The organism is Pyxidicoccus xibeiensis, from assembly GCF_024198175.1.
In the GTDB taxonomy this organism is placed as follows: Bacteria; Myxococcota; Myxococcia; order Myxococcales; family Myxococcaceae; genus Myxococcus; species Myxococcus xibeiensis.
Genome location: NZ_JAJVKV010000007.1, coordinates 290,651 through 306,591 on the forward strand (window position 1 = coordinate 290,651; position 15,941 = coordinate 306,591).

At 71.1% G+C, this 15,941-nt stretch carries 14 protein-coding genes; 6 read left to right on the forward strand and 8 right to left on the reverse strand.

Annotated elements, in window-relative coordinates; all coding sequences use genetic code 11:
• The first annotated feature begins 24 nt into the window (after positions 1 to 24).
• Positions 25 to 1,539, forward strand: coding sequence for a Ppx/GppA phosphatase family protein (locus tag LXT23_RS30435; protein WP_253983848.1), 1,515 nt, complete (start codon positions 25 to 27; stop codon positions 1,537 to 1,539).
• Between the two features lie 151 nt (positions 1,540 to 1,690).
• On the forward strand, positions 1,691 to 2,911 hold the full coding sequence (locus LXT23_RS30440; protein ID WP_253983849.1) for a zinc-dependent alcohol dehydrogenase: 1,221 nt from the start codon (positions 1,691 to 1,693) through the stop codon (positions 2,909 to 2,911).
• A 21-nt stretch (positions 2,912 to 2,932) separates the two neighbouring features.
• Here the strand turns inward: LXT23_RS30440 and LXT23_RS30445 are convergent, their stop codons facing one another.
• Positions 2,933 to 3,958 (reverse strand): S-adenosylmethionine:tRNA ribosyltransferase-isomerase, encoded by a 1,026-nt coding sequence (locus LXT23_RS30445; protein WP_253983850.1) that lies wholly within the window; start codon positions 3,956 to 3,958, stop codon positions 2,933 to 2,935.
• Positions 3,955 to 4,683 (reverse strand): SDR family NAD(P)-dependent oxidoreductase, encoded by a 729-nt coding sequence (locus LXT23_RS30450; protein ID WP_253983851.1) that lies wholly within the window; start codon positions 4,681 to 4,683, stop codon positions 3,955 to 3,957. The genes LXT23_RS30445 and LXT23_RS30450 overlap by 4 nt, the downstream gene beginning before the upstream one ends.
• A gap of 85 nt (positions 4,684 to 4,768) precedes the next feature.
• On the opposite strand from LXT23_RS30450, the gene LXT23_RS30455 reads away from it, so the two are divergent.
• Entirely contained in the window at positions 4,769 to 5,326 is a 558-nt protein-coding gene (locus tag LXT23_RS30455; RefSeq protein WP_253983852.1) for a helix-turn-helix domain-containing protein, read from the forward strand.
• Between the two features lie 12 nt (positions 5,327 to 5,338).
• Here the strand turns inward: LXT23_RS30455 and LXT23_RS30460 are convergent, their stop codons facing one another.
• The gene (locus tag LXT23_RS30460; RefSeq protein ID WP_253983853.1) at positions 5,339 to 5,941 is read right to left on the reverse strand and encodes a 2OG-Fe(II) oxygenase; all 603 of its coding nucleotides are present in this window, start codon (positions 5,939 to 5,941) and stop codon (positions 5,339 to 5,341) included.
• An 84-nt stretch (positions 5,942 to 6,025) separates the two neighbouring features.
• On the opposite strand from LXT23_RS30460, the gene LXT23_RS30465 reads away from it, so the two are divergent.
• Positions 6,026 to 6,640, forward strand: coding sequence for a DUF4230 domain-containing protein (locus tag LXT23_RS30465; RefSeq protein WP_253983854.1), 615 nt, complete (start codon positions 6,026 to 6,028; stop codon positions 6,638 to 6,640).
• Positions 6,641 to 6,649: 9 nt separating this feature from the next.
• Here LXT23_RS30465 and LXT23_RS30470 read toward each other — a convergent pair whose 3' ends face one another.
• The 3 genes from LXT23_RS30470 to LXT23_RS30480 form a co-directional block, all read right to left on the reverse strand.
• The gene (locus LXT23_RS30470; RefSeq protein ID WP_253983855.1) at positions 6,650 to 7,909 is read right to left on the reverse strand and encodes a tetratricopeptide repeat protein; all 1,260 of its coding nucleotides are present in this window, start codon (positions 7,907 to 7,909) and stop codon (positions 6,650 to 6,652) included.
• A gap of 69 nt (positions 7,910 to 7,978) precedes the next feature.
• Positions 7,979 to 9,460, reverse strand: coding sequence for a MocR-like pyridoxine biosynthesis transcription factor PdxR (pdxR, locus tag LXT23_RS30475; protein ID WP_253983856.1), 1,482 nt, complete (start codon positions 9,458 to 9,460; stop codon positions 7,979 to 7,981).
• Positions 9,461 to 9,536: 76 nt separating this feature from the next.
• Positions 9,537 to 11,609, reverse strand: coding sequence for a response regulator (locus tag LXT23_RS30480; protein ID WP_253983857.1), 2,073 nt, complete (start codon positions 11,607 to 11,609; stop codon positions 9,537 to 9,539).
• A 165-nt stretch (positions 11,610 to 11,774) separates the two neighbouring features.
• Between LXT23_RS30480 and LXT23_RS30485 the strand changes: the two genes are divergently transcribed.
• Together LXT23_RS30485 and LXT23_RS30490 are read left to right on the forward strand one after the other, a co-directional pair.
• Positions 11,775 to 12,548, forward strand: a complete 774-nt coding sequence (locus tag LXT23_RS30485) for a DUF2270 domain-containing protein (RefSeq protein ID WP_253983858.1) — start codon at positions 11,775 to 11,777, stop codon at positions 12,546 to 12,548.
• 145 nt (positions 12,549 to 12,693) lie between these two features.
• Positions 12,694 to 13,698, forward strand: coding sequence for an isocitrate dehydrogenase (NAD(+)) (locus tag LXT23_RS30490; protein ID WP_253983859.1), 1,005 nt, complete (start codon positions 12,694 to 12,696; stop codon positions 13,696 to 13,698).
• Positions 13,699 to 13,774: 76 nt separating this feature from the next.
• Here the strand turns inward: LXT23_RS30490 and LXT23_RS30495 are convergent, their stop codons facing one another.
• Together LXT23_RS30495 and LXT23_RS30500 are read right to left on the reverse strand one after the other, a co-directional pair.
• On the reverse strand, positions 13,775 to 14,707 hold the full coding sequence (locus LXT23_RS30495) for a hypothetical protein (RefSeq protein WP_253983860.1): 933 nt from the start codon (positions 14,705 to 14,707) through the stop codon (positions 13,775 to 13,777).
• Between the two features lie 50 nt (positions 14,708 to 14,757).
• The gene (locus LXT23_RS30500; protein WP_253983861.1) at positions 14,758 to 15,891 is read right to left on the reverse strand and encodes a hypothetical protein; all 1,134 of its coding nucleotides are present in this window, start codon (positions 15,889 to 15,891) and stop codon (positions 14,758 to 14,760) included.
• Between the last annotated feature and the right edge of the window lie 50 nt (positions 15,892 to 15,941).

Genomic DNA, 15,941 nt, shown 5'->3' on the forward strand with positions numbered 1-15,941 from the left:
ATGGCGGCCTAGACTCCACCGGACATGCCCACCACCGCCCTCCAGCCCGTGCTCGCCGCCATCGACGTGGGCACCAACGCCGTGCGCCTGGAGCTCGCGCGACCGGACGTCGACGGCTCGCTCGAGACGCTGCACCAGGAGCGAGACCCCATCCGCCCCGGTGAGGGCGTCTTCGCCACCGGCACCATGCCGGAGGAAACCGCCGAGCGGCTCCTCTCCACCCTGCGCCGCTACGCCGCCCTCTGCCGCCGCCACAAGGCCCAGGTGCGCGCCGTGGCCACCAGCGCCCTGCGCGAGGCGCGCAACAGCAACGACATCGTCCGCCGCGTGCGCGAGGAGGCCGGCCTCAACCTGGAGGTCGTCAGCGGCAAGGAGGAGGCCCGCCTCATCTGCCTCGGCGTCCTCCACCGCAAGCCCCCCGGCACCCGCTCGCTCCTCATCGACATCGGCGGCGGCAGCACCGAAATCGCCACCGCCGTGGGCGAGAAGCCCGACAACCTCTGGAGCCTCGCGCTCGGCTCCGTGCGCCTCACGGAGGTCTTCGACGCCTCGCGCACCGTGACGGCCAAGCAGCTGCGCCTCATGCGCAGCTTCGTCTACGAGGCCCTCCGCAAGACGCTCCCGGAGAGCCTGCCCAACCTCCCGCGCGTGGCGCTCGGCTCCTCCGGCACCATCAACGCCGTGGTCGCCTTCGCCGCCAGCGAGAGCAGCGGCAACGCCACCGTGCGCCAGCTCACCCAGACGGTGGACACGCTCGCGGAGATGCCTCCCGAGCGCCGGCGCAAGCGCTTCGACCCGCGCCGCGCGGACATCATCGTCTCCGGCGCCGTCATCCTCGAGGCCGTGGCCAGGCAGCTCGGCGTCGAGTCCGTCAGCGTCGTCAACCGCGGCCTGCGCGACGGCATCCTCGTGGACCTGCTCTACCGCCAGGACGAGCACCGCGAGGACCGCAGCCTCGCCGACGCCGCCATCGCCATGGGCCAGCGCTTCTTCTTCGACGAGAAGCACGCGCGCCAGGTCTCCCGCCTCTCCCTCGCCCTCTTCGACGGGCTGGCCGCCCTCCACCAGCTCCCGCTCTCCGTCCGCCCCTACCTGGAAGTCGCCGCGCTGCTGCACGACATCGGCAATGCCGTCAGCTACGAGCGCCACCACAAGCACACCTACTACCTCATCCGGCACGCGGACCTTCCCGGCCTCGCCGACCGGGAGCGCGAGCTGGTGGCCCGCATCGCCCGCTACCACCGGCGCAGCCCGCCGGAGCTGGCGCACTCGGGAATGGACGGCCTCACCCCCACCGAGGCCCGTACGGTGCGCAAGCTCGCCACCCTGCTCCGGGTGGCCAACTCACTGGACTTGAGCCACCACCAGCCCATCAAGGACTTCAAGGTCACCAACGGGCGTGAAGGCGTGGCCCTGCACCTGCACACCCGCCAGCCCGTGGACCTTGAATTGTGGAACGTGGACCACGAGGTCCTCAACTTCCGCCGTGTCTTCGGCAAGAAGCTGTCGTTCCACGTCCACAACACCGCCGGCCGCTAGCGCCAGCCTCCCCGCCTGCCCTCCAGAGGAGAAGGCGGTTCGCGCTTTGCCCTCACCTGGAGTGATGCCCACCTCCATGGCGCGGGGCTCGCCTCCTGGGTGGCCCCTTCGTACCCGGAACGAGGGCCCCACGGGGGCAGGAGCGCGCGCGATGAAGGCAGTCGTTTTCCATGGGATTGGGGACATCCGGCTCGACGAGGTGGAGGAGCCGTCCATCGAGAAGCCGACGGACGCCGTCGTCCGGCTCACCGCGAGCGCCATCTGTGGCACGGACCTGCACATGATTCGCGGCACCATGCCGGGCATGAAGCCGGGCACCATCCTCGGCCACGAGGGCGTGGGCTACATCGAGACGCTCGGTGACGACGTGCGCAACTTCAGCGTCGGAGACCGCGTGGTCATCTGCTCCACCATCGCCTGTGGCAACTGCGCGTACTGCCGCTCGGGCTACTACGCCCAGTGCAACGATGCGAACCCCAACGGGCCCTCCGCGGGCACCGCGTTCTTCGGCGGGCCGGCCATGACCGGGCCCTTCCACGGCATGCAGGCGGAGAAGGTGCGGGTGCCCTTCGCGCACGTGGGCATGGTGAAGGTCCCCGAGGGCGTCACCGACGAGCAGGCCATCCTCATCTCCGACATCTTCCCCACCGGCTACTTCGGCGCGGAGCTGGCGGAAATCAAGCAGGGTGACACCGTGGCGGTGTTCGGCTGCGGGCCCGTGGGCCTGTTCGCCATCGTCAGCGCGAAGCTGCTCGGGGCGGGCCGCGTCTTCGCCATCGACTGCCACGAGGACCGGCTGGAGCTGGCGCGGGCCCAGGGCGCCGAAATCATCAACTTCGACCAGGAGGACCCCGTCGCGACGCTCAAGCGCCTCACCAACGGCATCGGCGTGGACCGCGCCATCGACGCGGTGGGCGTGGACTCCATACATGCCCACCACGGTCCCGCGGAGAAGGCCGCCAAGGCCGAGAAGGCCGAGTTCAAGCGCGAGGTGAAGGAGGTGGCTCCCAAGACGAACCCGGATGGCGACAACTGGGTGCCGGGCGATGCCCCCGCGCAGGCGCTGCTGTGGGCGGTGGAAGGGCTGGCCAAGGCGGGCACGCTGTCCATCATCGGCGTCTACCCGCAGCAGATGAAGACGTTCCCCATCGGCATGGCGATGAACAAGAACCTCACGCTGAAGATGGGCAACTGCAACCACCGCAAGTACATCCCCAAGCTGCTGGAGCTGGTGCGCACCGGCGTGGTGGACCCCACGGCCATCCTCTCGCACGTCGAGCCCATGGGCAGCGCCATCGACGCGTACCGCAACTTCGACCTGCGCAAGCCGGGCTGGGTGAAGGTGGAGCTGGAGCCCTCCCAGATTCAGTAGCGGATTCAGTAGCGGCCCGCTTCACGCATCCAGCAGGAGGCACGAGTCTCCGAACTCGTGTCCCAGGTAGCCGGCCGCCTCCGCGTGCGCGGCCGCCTCCCGCAGCAGCGGCAGCGGGGCGAAGGACTGGAGCAGCGCATGGTGGCTGCTCCCCGGCTCGTGCACGCCGGTGAGCAGCCCGTGCACCACGCGGGGCACGTAGCCCGGCCCCAGCAGCAGGTCCGTCACCTCTTCACCGGCCACCAGCTTCCCGCCGTGCTGGGCCGCGCGCCCCTCCAGGGCCCGCACCACGGTGGTGCCCACCGCCACCACGCGCCCACCCGACGCCCGAGTGCGCTCCACTGCCTCCACCGTGGGGGCGGGAATGTCCGAGCGCTCGGGCCGGGGCAGCGCCGCGTCCAGGGCCTCATCCCCCGTGGAGGACAGCCCCGCGGCATGGGTGAGGGACGCCAGGCGCACGCCCTTGCGCCGCAGCGCCAGCAGCAGGCTCCAGGTGAGGGGCAGCCCCGCGGAGGGCGCCTCCGCGGCCCAGGGACGCGCGCCGTACACCGTCTGCACGTGCCACAGCGCCAGCGGCCCTCCGGTGTACGCGTACTGCACCGGCCGGCCGCTCCGGTACAGGGCGGACCACAGCGCCGCGCCCCGCGCGTCGAAGGCCACCCGCAGCAGCCGGGGCGAAGGCGGCAGCACCGCCACCACCCGGGCCTTCAGCCCGCCCACCATGAAGCGCGAGCCCACGGGCATGGGCGGCGGGGGCGGCCGGTCCTCGGTGCGCTTGCGCCAGTCACCCGCGCCGAAGAGCACCGCCGTCCACGTGTCGTCCGGCTCGCGTGACAGCAGCCGCAGCTCGATGCGCTCTGCCGACTCGGTGCGCCCGGGCAGCGAGGCGGGCAGCGTGGCGGCGTCGTTCAGCACCAGCAAATCTCCTGCGCGCAGCAGCGACGGCAGGTCCGCCACGTGGGCGTCGCTGAAGCGGCCCGCGCGGGGCTCCACGTGCAGCAGGCGTCCCGTCTCCGGGTGCGCGTTGGGCCAGGTGGCGGGCTTCATGCGGCCTCCAGCTTCGTCGCCTCCAGGCGGGTGCCCGACGGCAGCGACTCCGCGCTCCGCTCCACCAGCGTGACGATGCGCGCCGCCACCGCCTCCGGCCTGCCCAGCTTCGAGTAGTCCGCCTCCGGCAGCGCGTCCCGGTACATCTTCGTGTCCATGTCCCCCGGGTCGATGTTGAGGAAGCCCACGCCGGTGCCCTCCAGCTCCGCGGCCCAGACGCGGCCCAGGTGCTCCAGTGCCGCCTTGGACACGCCGTACGCGCCCCAGCGCGGGTAGGCGGACACGGCCGCGTCCGAGGTGATGTTCAGCACCAGCCCGTGGCCTCGCACCGCCATGCTGCCCGCCACCGCCTTGGTGAGCCGGAAGGGGCCCACCACGTTGACCTCCAGCACGCGCTGCAGGTCCTCGCACGCCGTGTCCAGGAGCAGCGGCAGGGGCGTGGGCCCCAGCGTGCTCGCGTTGTGCACCAGCACGTCCACCGGGCCCACCAGCGCCGTGGCCGCGCCCACCAGCGGGTAGATGGACTCCTTGTCGCCCACGTCGTACGCCAGCGCGTGGACGTCCAGCCCCTCCGCGCGCAGGGGCGCGACGGCGGCCTCCATCTCCCCCGCGTGGCGCGCCACGCCCACCACCCGGGCACCCCTGCGGGCGAACGTCGCCATCAAGGCCTGGCCCAGCCCCCGGCTCGCTCCCGTGATCAGCACCGCTCTTCCGACGAGCTTCATGTGTGTCTCCTCCTTGCTTCAAGGGATACACGAAGCGCGCTGATGCATTGGCGTTGTGGCCAATGGCTTGGCAGATTGCCAATCCATGAACGACGAAGACCTGCCGGACAGGCTGGCGCGCAACATCCGGACGCTCCGCGAGACGCGAGGGGCCACGCAGGCGCAGCTCTCGAAGCTCGCGGGGGTGCCTCGCGCCACGTGGGCCCACCTGGAGTCCGGCGCGGCCAACCCCACGCTGTCCGTGCTGCACCGGGTGGCATCGGCGCTCCAGGTGTCGCTGGAAGAGCTGATAGCGAAGCCCCGGGCGAGCGCCCGGCACTACCCTCGCGCCAGCCTGCCCGTGCGGATGCGCGGTGGCGGCCTGCTGCGCAAGCTGCTGCCCGACCCGCTGCCCGGCATGGAGTTCGACCGGGTGGAGCTGCCGCCACAGGTGCGCATCACCGGCGTGCCGCACACTCCCGGCACCCGCGAGTACCTCGCCTGCGAGTCCGGGGAGATGGTGCTCATCGCCAGCGGGGAGCGCTTCCACCTCCAGCCCGGCGACGTCGTCGTGTTCCGCGGAGACCAGAAGCACTCGTACGAGAACCCCGGCGCGAAGCCCGCCGTGGGCTACTCCGTCGTCCTGCTGGCGCCCACCATTTGAAGCCCGCCGCGCTCAGCCCGCGTCCCGTCCGTAGTACCAGGCCGTGAGGGCCAGGCGCGGGGCGTGGGCGGCCAGCACCTCGTGCTCGATTCGCTCGCTCAGGAACACCACCAGTCGGTCCAGCGTCGGCGCCACGTCCACGGGCGCGGAGTCCTCCGGGTACAGCCGCAGCACGCCCCCGTGCTCCGGCACCCAGTCCGCGTTGGCGTACCAGATGGCCGTGGCCCGTCGGTTGGACTGGCCGGGGAACGCGTCGCGGTGGCGCGCGTAGTGCGCTCCGCCCCCCGGGTAGCAGGCGAGCTGCAGGTCGAAGCGCCCCAGCCCCAGGTACGCGCCCGAGGACAGCGCCTCGCCCAGCTCGCGGAAGCGCTCCCACAGCGAGCCCAGCGGCGTGCCCGGCTCGGGCACCACCCAGTCGATGAGGTCTCCGCGCACGGCCGAGTCGTGCGTCCGGTCCGCGCCCCGCCGGATGCCTGCCGGCCTCAGTCCGCCCGATGACACCCGGGCCAGCGCCTCGTCGCGCGCCGCGCGGGCCCGTGCCTCGCCCAGGAACGTGGGCCGGATGAAATATCCGCGCGTCCCCAGGGCTTCGACTTCCTCGTCCGTCAGCTCCACCCGGCTTCCTCCACGCGACACGTCGCGCACACGCGCACACCGTGCCCCAGACGTCCCCTCCAGGGAAGGAGGTACACTGTCCCCATGGCGCACCTCTCACGAGTCCTCACCGTCCTCCTGGGAGCCACGCTCGGAGCACTGGGCGCCTGGCTGCTCCTCCGCCCTCCGCCGTCGTCCCTGCCCGACACGCCCTCCGTGGTGCAGCAGATGCGCGACGTGGCCCGGCTGGAGACGCTGGAGGTGGCCCTCTACAAGAAGGTGGCCTTCGTCCCCGAGCCCGAGGCGACGGACACGCTGTGGAAGGACGTGCTCATCTGGGCGCGCCACTCCATCCAGAACCCGCATGGCCGCGCCATCGTCTTCGCGGACGCACGCCTGGGCTTCGACTTCCAGCGCTTCGACAAGTCCCACCTGCAGGTGGCCGGCACCCGCGTCTACGTGGTGCTGCCGCCGCTGGACGTGAAGGTGGAGCTGCGCCCCGGCGAGACGGAGGTCATCGACTCCAACCTGGACAGCGCGCAGACGGCGCAGCTCTTGGAGAAGGCCCGCCTCGCCTTCGAGCAGGAGGTGCGCGGCGACGCGCGCCTCAAGCAGCGCGCGAAGGACTCGGCGGAGCGCGCCCTGCGCGGGCTGCTGCTCACGCTCGGCTACCGCGAGGTCCTCTTCGTGGACACCCTGCCCACCGCCACCGCTGGCTGAAGCGCCGCCTCACACGGCGGACAGTCCCTTCGCGGTGAGGCGGAAGACGCCGGGAATGCCGTCCGGCGAGGGCACCAGCCGCTCCAGCGCCTCGCACGCCTCGACGTCCGTCTCGCGGCACACGAGCGCCAGCTCCCGTCGGCCCAGCGCCACCCGCAGCGGCCCCTCCCGGGTGCGCGCCATGAGCTCCCGCCACTGGGCCCGGGTGAGCAGGCGCGCGGCGTCGTGGCCATCTCCCTCCGCCACCGCCCACAGGCCGGAGAAGGCCTCCGCCAGCCGCACCTCGCCCTGGTCGATGAGGACGAGCTGTACCGGCGCCGGGCTCGCCTCCAGGTTGCGCCAGGCCGCCGCGTCCACCGCCTCCGCCGTCAGCCCCGCCGGGGCCAGCGCGGCCTCCGGCAGGTAGCGCACGAACTCGGCGTCCTCCAGCACGTAGAAGACCTCCAGGCCCGCGGGGCCCGGCCGGCACAGCGCACCCACCGCCCGCGCCGAGAAGCCCGCGGGCCGCAGCACCGGACGCAGCCGTGACTCCAGCGCGGAGGCTTCGGCGACCAGTCCGGAGGAGAGCCCTCCCAGCCGCGCCGCCAGCGCATCCACGTACGCCGTGAGGCCCGGGGCACCCGAGGACGCGCGGTAGGCCGCGTACAGCGAGCCCACGTCCACGCGCCCCACCCCGCCCGACGCCAGCTTCACCAGCAGGTCCTTGCCCTGCCGCCGGAAGCCCACCCGGGCCCGTGCCAGCGCGGCGGCGAGGGCGGTGGTGAACTCCGGGCGCAGCACCTGCACCTGGGGCGCCGGCGGAGGCGGCAGGTCGGCGGCCTCCAGCTCCTCCTTCAGCAGCCGCGCCTCGGCGTCGAAGGGGTCCCTGGCCAGCGCATCCTTTATATACGCGCGGGCCTTCTCGGCCTCGCCGCGCCGCAGCCCCAGCACCGCGAGCACCTTGAGCACCTCCGGGTCGCTGGGCTCCTGGGCCTGGACTTCTCGCAGCAGCGCCTCCGCGTCCCCGTGCCGCTCCAGCCCCAGCAGCGCCCGCGCCAGCCCCAGCCGCACCGGCACGTCCTTCGGGAAGTCGCGCCGCAGGGCCTCCAGCAGGGGCAGCGCCTCGCGCTCGGCGCCCGCGTTGACGAGCGCGTGCGCCACGGCCAACCGCAGCGAGGGGCCGGGGGTGCGCCGCGCCTCCTCGCGCAGCAAGTCCAGCTCCGCGTCGCCGAGTGTCTCGCCCGCCTCCACCTTCCGACGGACCCGCTCCAGTTCCTGGGAGGCGCTCACGGGCGAGACTCTAATGAGCTTCCGGGAGCCACGTGAAGGCCGGCCCGGGCCCCAGGCGTCGACACACTGTCAGCCACCGCGAACCACCTTCCGGAGGTGGCGCACGGCCTCCGGTATCCGCTCGACGTCCGTGGAGCCGAAGCCCAGCACGAAGCCGTGGCGGCCCGGCTCCTCCTGGTAGCAGCGGGAGAGCGGCATCGTCCACAGCCCCTCCTTCGCGGCGCGCTCGGAGAGCGGTCTGTCCTTGAAGCGCTTCGGCAGCGCCGCCACCAGGTGCATGCCCGCCTGGGCGCCGAGCACCTCCAGCATGTCGCCGAACTCCCGCTGGAGCGCGTCCACCAGCGCCGTGCGCCGCTCGCGGTAGAGCAGCCGCATCTTCCGCAGGTGGCGCGCGAAGTGTCCCTCGGTGAGGAAGTCCGTGAGGACGGCCTGGAAGAGCGTTGGCGGAAAGATGTCCATCGCATCGCGAAGCCGCGCGAAGCGGGGCACCAGGTCCGGGGGCAGGACGAGGTAGCCGATGCGCAGCGCGGGATAGAGCACCTTGCTGAAGGTGCCGATGTAGATGACCCGGGAGTCCCTATCCATCCCCTGCAGCGCCGACACGGGCAGGCTCTCGTAGCGGTACTCGCTGTCGTAGTCGTCCTCGAGGACCCACGCGCCGCTGCGCTGCGCCCAGTCCAGGAGCTGGAGCCGGCGTGACGCGCTCAGCGTCCCCCCGAGCGGATACTGGTGCGAGGGCGTGACATAGACGGCCCGCGCATTCGCGCAGCGGGCGATGCCGGCGCTCACGTCCAGTCCCTCCGCGTCGACGGGGACGGGCACCAGCCGGGCGCCGGCCAGGGTGAGGACGTCCCGCGCTCCGGCGTAGCCCGGCTCCTCCATCCAGACGGGGCTGCGAGGGTCCAGCAGCACGCGCGCGGACAGCTCCAGCGCCTGCTGCGAGCCGCTGACCACCATGATCTGCTCCGCCTCGCATCGTACCGCCCGCGACGTCCGGAGGTACTCGGCGAGCGCCTCGCGAAAGGGCCGGTAGCCCATGGGGTCGCCGTAGGCCAGCAGGTTCCGGGTCGGATTGCGCGAGTGGCGGGCGACCAGCGTCGACCAGACCTGGAAGGGAAAGTGGTCTATCGCGGGCTGACTCACGCGGAAGGCGCCCCAGTTCCCCATCCAGGGCCCGGGGGCGACCGGGAGCAGCGCGCTGCGCTGGGAGACCACGCGCCTGCCGGGCCGGGCCACCGTGCTCCGGACGCTCGCGCGCGACTCCGGCACCGGCGCCTCGTCGGGCAGCGTGCTGGCCACGAAGGTCCCCGAGCCCACGCGGCTCTCGAAGTAGCCCTCGGCCAGCAGCTGCTCGAATGCGCCCAGGATGGGGATGCGGGAGATGCCCAGCTCGGTGGCCAGGCTCCGCGTCGACGGCAGCCGCTGCCCTGCCCGCAGCCTCCGGTCGACGATGGCCTCCCGGTACGCCTCGTACACCTGCCGGTACAGCGGCTGAGGCGAGCGGCGGTCCACCGAGATGATGGGGACGATTCCCGACGGGGCTCTCTTCACCCGTCCAGGATAGTGGTCATGGCGACTCCGGCCAAAGCGGTCATCGAGGATGACCACCCTCCGGCCGGGATGACGCTCAGTGCTGCACGCCAGCGGGCCCGGTGACGGGCGTGGAGGGAGGCGTCGTTCCACCCTCCCCCGCGCCGCCGCCGCCCTCGGCCTGCCCGAGGAAGTCGTCCAGCGCGCCCACGTCGATGGGCTTGCGGAACACCGCGTCCACCAGCGCCAGGCTGGAGCGGTTCTGCCCGCGCACGTCCATGCCGGTGACGATGGCCAGCAGCGCATGGGGCGACTTCTTGCGCAGCTCGCGCGCCAGGTCCCACCCGCTCATCTCCGGCATCACGGCGTCCAGCAGCGCGGCGTCGAAGCGGCGCCGGTCCCAGATGCCCAGGGCCACTTCCGGACTGTGGGCCACCTGCACCTCGTAGCCCTCCTCGCTCAGCACCTCCGCCATCATCCGGGCGTTGTCCAGGTCGTCGTCCACCACCAGCACGCGGCGCGTCTGTTGGAAGCGCCGGGGCGCCTCCGGCCGCGTCACCTCCGCGCGCGAGGCCTCCGTCCGGGCGGCCTCCGACGCAGTGACTTCGTGTACGCGCGGCAGCCGCACCACGAAGGCGGCCCCGTGCCCCGAGGAGCTGTTCTCCGCCGTCAGCTGACCGCCCCAGCGCTCCACCTGCGCACGCGCCACGGCCAGGTACAGCGACAGCTGCGGCGCCCCCGTGTCCCTGCGCAGCGGGTCGAACAGCTGCGTCAGCTCCTCCACCGCGTACGGCGGGCCCTCGTCCTCGATGCGCAGCGTCAGCCAGGGCTCCCCGTTCGCACGGCTGCTGACGCGCAGCCGGCCCCCGGTCTCCATGCGGTCCCTGGCGGCCAGCAGCAGGTTCACCACCAGCTCGCGGAAGAAGCCCGCGTCCGCCCGCACCAGCCCGGCGCCTCCCAGGTCCAGGTCCACGTAGACGGGGTGCTCGCGCTGCTCCAGCTCGCCGCGCGCCAGCTCCAGCGCCTCGCGCACCGTCTGGTCCACCGGCACGTCCGTGGGCTGCTCCTGGGTGCGCTGGACGTTGAACTCCTGCAGCCGCGCCACCAGCTCGCCAATCTGCCCCACCGTCTTGTCGAGCGAGTCCAGGTGCTCGGGCTTGAACTCGCGCTGCAGCAGGGTGATGCGCAGCCGCAGCACGTTGAGGAAGTTGTTGAGCGCGTGCGCCGCGCCGCTGGCCAGCTGCCCCAGGGCCTGCTGGCGGGTGCGCTGCAGCAGCCGCCCCTGCAGCCGCCGCAGCTCCCCGTGCGCGCTCTGCAGGGCCTTGGTCTTGTTCACGGCCTCGGTGCGGTCGGTGAAGGTCATGATGGCGCCGGCCAGCTCGCCCTCCTCCTCCCACACGGGTGTGGCGCTCAGCTCCAGCGTGGCCTCGCCGCCGCTGGGGCGCTCCACCACCATCATCACCCCGCGCACCGGCACCTTCTCCTTGAGGGCCCGCAGGAAGGGCATGTCCGACACCTTGAAGGGCTCACCCGTCAGGTGCCGCGCGTTCACCTGCGTCAGCACCGGGTTGAGGGTGTTCGCCGCCCGAGCGCCCACCACCGCGCGCATGGGCAGCCCCATCAACCGGCTCACCGGCGGCGTGGCGAAGGAGACGGTGCCGTCCACCTCCGCCAGCATGATGCCGACGTCCACCTGGTTGAGCACCGACTCCATCACCGCGGCCTCGCGGAAGCGCACCTCCTCCGTCTTCAGCACCCGCGCGTAGGAGGCCTGCGCCGCCGCGTCCGCCTCCCACACCAGCTCGGCGATGAGCTCCGCCACCTCGGGCTCTATCTGCCCCCCGTTGCGGCGTGCGTAGATGTACATCATCACTTCTTCCAGGGACTTGAACTCCCGGGACAGGTCCTCGGGCTCGAAGTTCTGGCCATAGCGGTACGCCCCGTGCGAGCGCACCACCTCCGGCCAGAGGCGCACCGCGTCCTCGCCCCGGTCCTTCAGCAGGCGGTTCAGCTCGTCCAGCAGCCGGCGCAGGGGGGCGCGCAGGTCACGGCCCGGGATGTCGACCTCGTAGGTCTCCGTGCGAAGGCGCTTGGCCCACAGGCGCGCCACGCGCTCGCGTTCTTCCTCGAGCAGGTGGGAGATGGCGTCGATGGCGTTGATGGAAGACACGGTCAGCCGGCAAGGTGTGCACGCCCGCTCGCCATGGCCACCCGGGCGCCTGCCTGCCCGCTCGCCCTTCGGGGCATGGCGCACCAGGACGTTGGGGTTTCCCAAGGACGGTGATGCCCACCTGCGTTGCAATCAACCGGCAGGCGGCCCACCTTGATTGGACGGATGGCAGGCACCGAGCGAAACAAGAGCGACCTCATGGAGCCGCCGTGGCTGTCCCAGCAGGCCATGGCGCAGCTGTTCCGTGGGGAGATCAGCCGCTCGGACACGTGGCGCACGCGCCTGGACACCACCACCAACTGGGCGCTCACCACGACGGCGGCGGTCATCTCCTTCGGCTTCGCCACCCCGCAGAGCTCGCACGTCACCTTCCTGGTGGGCATCTGGATGGTGCTGTCGTTCCTCCTCATCGAGGCGCGGCGCTACCGCTACTACGACTTGTGGAACCGCCGCGTCCGTCTGCTGGAGGACGGCTGGTGGGCGCCCATGCTCCGGCGCGAGCCCGTGGACCCGGACGCGATGCGCGAGCTGGCGGTGGAGATGTCCCGGCCGCAGCTCCAGCTGTCGCTCTTCTCGGCCATCTCCACGCGGCTCAACCGGGCCTATGGGCCCATCCTCATGGTCCTGATGGCCACCTGGTTCGTGAAGGTCTACAGCCACCCGAAGCCGCCGAAGGACTTCGACGAGTTCCTGGAGCGCGCCCACGTCGCGTGGGTGCCGGGCGGCCTGATAACGGGCCTGCTGGTCTTCCTCACGCTCGGGGCCACCTACCTCTTCGTCGCCTCCTTCTTCGTCCGGGCGCCCATGGGCGAGCTGCGCACGCGCCCCCGGGGCCGCCGCGCCGCCCTGTGGGAGTCCTTCTACCGGCCCTACGCCATCCACACGCGCCGCCAGCAGCCCCGGCGTCGGCCCCGCCCGAGCGCGTCCGCCGAGCACTGACACCGGGTGGGGGTGCCCTCCCGCCCGGGGAGGGGCCAGGCGAGGGCTTTGAGGCCCTGGACCTCATGGGCGCCATGCCGGACGCTGAATCCCGGGCGTTTTCGTCCTTTCGGGCCCTGGGGATTTGTGCTGTGACTCCGGCCCCATGGCGAACACTCGCACTGTCACGATCATCAATGGCGATGGCATCGGCCCCGAGGTGATGGCGGCCACCGTGCGCGTCCTCGAGGCGCTCAAGGTGCCTCTCGAATTCGAGTACAAGGACGCCGGCACGGAGGTCGTGGCCAAGTACGGCACGAACCTGCCCCACGAGACGGTGGAGGCGGTGCTGCGCAACGGCGTGGCGCTCAAGGGCCCCACGGGCACGGTGGTGGGCGGAGGCCTGCCCTCGGCCAACGTCGGCCTGCGCAAGCGGCTGGACCTGTACTCGTCGCTGCGGCCCGTGAAGACGGTGCCCAACGTGAAGACGCGCTACGACGGCGTGGACCTCATCGTGGTGCGCGAGAACACCGAGGACCTCTACTCCGGCCTGGAGCACATCATCGTCCCGGGCGTGGTGGAGTCGCTGAAGATCATCACGGAGAAGGCCTCCACGCGCATTGCCCGCTTCGCCTTCGAGTACGCCAAGCGGCACAACCGCAAGAAGGTGTCGGCCATCCACAAGGCCAACATCATGAAGCTGTCGGACGGCCTCTTCCTGGACTGCTGCCGCAAGGTGGGCCGTGAGTTCCCGGAAATCACCTATGAGGAGGTCATCGTCGACAACCTCTGCATGCAGCTGGTGAAGGACCCGACGCGCTTCGACGTGCTGGTGACGGAGAACCTGTACGGCGACATCGTGAGCGACCTGTGCGCCGGTCTGGTGGGCGGCCTGGGCGTGGTGCCGGGCGCCAACATCGGCGAGCGCACCGCCGTCTTCGAGGCCGTGCACGGCACGGCGCCGGACATCGCGGGCAAGGGCATTGCCAACCCGACGGCGCTGATGATGTCGGCGGTGATGATGCTGGACTGGCTGGACATGCGTGAGGCGGCCCGCCGCATGGAGGGCGCCATCCACAAGGTCTACACCGCCGGGACGGTGCGCACGGGCGACCTGGGCGGCTCGGCCAGCACCCGCGAGTTCACCGACGCCATCATCGCCTCGCTGTAGCCGTCACACGGCGACAGCGGCTGGCCACGGGCCCGGGGCGCTTCGAGCGGCCCGGGCCTTTTTCATCGCCTTGGGCTCAAGCGTCCCAATTGCGACGAAGCGTCCGCGCGGCCTCGTCGAAGGCGCGGGCAATGATGGGTTCTTCCGGGCGGAAAGCCTCAATGTGCGCTGCATCTTCCGGACGCCCGATGTGCTGGAGCAGCACCGCGGCCCGGAGGGAACAACTGGGGTCTCTTGAGGCCACGAGGCCCAGGGCCACGGCGCGCAGCATCGTACGGGATTCTTCTGGAAGCGCGGCCAGGAGTTGCTCCCGGTGCGAGAGCAGCACGGATAGCAGGCACACTTCGTATCTCGCTTCCGTCTGTTGGTGGAGGACGGAAGCCGCCACGGAGATGAAGACCGGGAAGACGGAACGCAGCGAATCCGGCACCTCTTCGTCGAGCACCGAGAGGACCCACGTCTTCTGTTCCAAGGGGACGTCAAGGTCGCCAGCCCACACACGGAGCTCCTCTGGCGATTTTTCCAGGAGGATTCGCAGGCCTTGCAGTGCGCTTGCATCCGAGGGAGCGAGGGCCCGCAGTGCACGCATGACGGGGGGCAGCAGCTCGGGATGCCGCTGCCTCCAGAGCGCGTACACCAATGAGTACACCTCCGACACGGGCGGAGCGCCGGAGGCCAGCCGTTCGAGCCGCTTGACCAGGCTCGCCCGTGCACCTGCATCCTTGATTTGTCCCAGGGCCTGGGTGATGGCCTCCGCCACGGAGGCACCGTCGTAGTCTCCTCGCGCCTCTTCGATGGCGAGTTGCTGCGTCAAGAGCCGGGTACTGGCAGCTCCTCCCAGGACCCCCAACCCGAAGGCAGCGGCACGACGCTCGTGGGCATCTGGCTTCTCCAACATGGCAGCAAGACTGGCCCTCACCTGACGGAAACCCTGGCCAAGTTGGGACAGCAGCGTGCGCGCCTGTGCCTCGTCGCCCTGACGGAAGGCCTCGACAAATTCCTCGCGCACTCGCGCTACATCCGAAGTAGCTGGCATGTCGCGTCCTGGCCTGACTCGCTTCAAGGAAAGCTCACGCCGGGAGGAACATATCGTCTGACCAACGTCCCTTCGAGCAGGTACAGCTCCTGAATAGCCCACGGGTCCGCCCGGACCATGGCGTCGAAAGCCTCCACCTCACGCCGGAGGTCTCGCGCGTTGGAGACGTAGTTGGTGTTGTGGCGGATACCATCGGGTCTCAACGAAGATGCGTCCGGCTTGCGGAATCCGGCACCTCCCCCGGCATTCGGGTCCTTGACCTTGGCGCCATGAGCATCGACCTGCGGCTGATTCTTGCGCAGGTCGCGGTTCCCCGCGGCCTCACGGCGGGCCAGCTCAGTTTCGATGGTCTCGTTGTGAGGAGGATTCTTCCGGGTGTGGGCTCCGCCATATTGAGTGGAAACCGCCGTGCCGCTGCCCGCGCCCTGCGAGGACGAGGCCAGGGCTCCCAGTGAGGCGCCCGTCACCACCAGGGTGCCGTTCACGACCACCTGGACTGATGCGCCCACGTTCACGGCCAGGCCTTCAGCCACCACATATCGGGGTGCCGCCAGCAGCGAGCCCGCCCCTCCCCCGGGAACCATGGGCAGGGCCTTGGCAACACCGAAGCTGGCGACCATGACCAGCACCCGGAGCGCGGTACCGCCCAGTGACCTGCCGAAGTGCTCGGCTGCGGCCTCGAGTTCCTGCGATGACCGCGCAGCCTCCGCTTCCCTGTAGAGCCGCAGGCAGGCCCGTCCGAGATGCAGCAACTCCGTCACGCCCACCGCCAGGGCCAGCCCTACCGTCACGCTGGCGGCGAAAGCCTTGGAGAACAGCGGCTCAGGAAACGCCCAGGCGGCCAGGTACACCACGATGGCCAGGGTGACACTGGCGAGGAACGCCGGTGAGCTGAACAGCGCCTCGGCCGCATCCCGGAAACCGGGCTCCATGTACCGGGGCGACAGTCGCAGGGCGAGGAAGAGAGGGCTGTCCTCCAAGGAGGAAGGCAGCGGCAGCCGGGGTGCCCCGAAGCGAGCCAGGAACTCCTGGCGAAGTTGCAGCTCCCAGTCCGTGGGGCCGGAGCCCGCCGTTGCAACGAGCCTCGAAGAGGCCAGCATGCGCCGCAAGCGGGCGCTCTCCGCTGGTGGAAAGTCGCGGTGGAAGGCGAGCAGCACCGCACGCGCGGCCTCCACGTCCAACACGGCTGGCGCAGCGGTGGGCGGCA

What these genes read in the sequence shown, in the direction of transcription:
- LXT23_RS30445 (WP_253983850.1), bottom strand. Translation starts at nt 3,958, where the DNA reads ATGAAGCCCGCCACCTGGCCCAACGCGCACCCGGAGACGGGACGCCTG.
- LXT23_RS30485 (WP_253983858.1), top strand. Translation starts at nt 11,775, where the DNA reads ATGGCAGGCACCGAGCGAAACAAGAGCGACCTCATGGAGCCGCCGTGG.
- LXT23_RS30490 (WP_253983859.1), top strand. Translation starts at nt 12,694, where the DNA reads ATGGCGAACACTCGCACTGTCACGATCATCAATGGCGATGGCATCGGC.
- LXT23_RS30465 (WP_253983854.1), top strand. Translation starts at nt 6,026, where the DNA reads ATGGCGCACCTCTCACGAGTCCTCACCGTCCTCCTGGGAGCCACGCTC.
- LXT23_RS30455 (WP_253983852.1), top strand. Translation starts at nt 4,769, where the DNA reads ATGAACGACGAAGACCTGCCGGACAGGCTGGCGCGCAACATCCGGACG.
- LXT23_RS30435 (WP_253983848.1), top strand. Translation starts at nt 25, where the DNA reads ATGCCCACCACCGCCCTCCAGCCCGTGCTCGCCGCCATCGACGTGGGC.
- LXT23_RS30440 (WP_253983849.1), top strand. Translation starts at nt 1,691, where the DNA reads ATGAAGGCAGTCGTTTTCCATGGGATTGGGGACATCCGGCTCGACGAG.
- LXT23_RS30450 (WP_253983851.1), bottom strand. Translation starts at nt 4,683, where the DNA reads ATGAAGCTCGTCGGAAGAGCGGTGCTGATCACGGGAGCGAGCCGGGGG.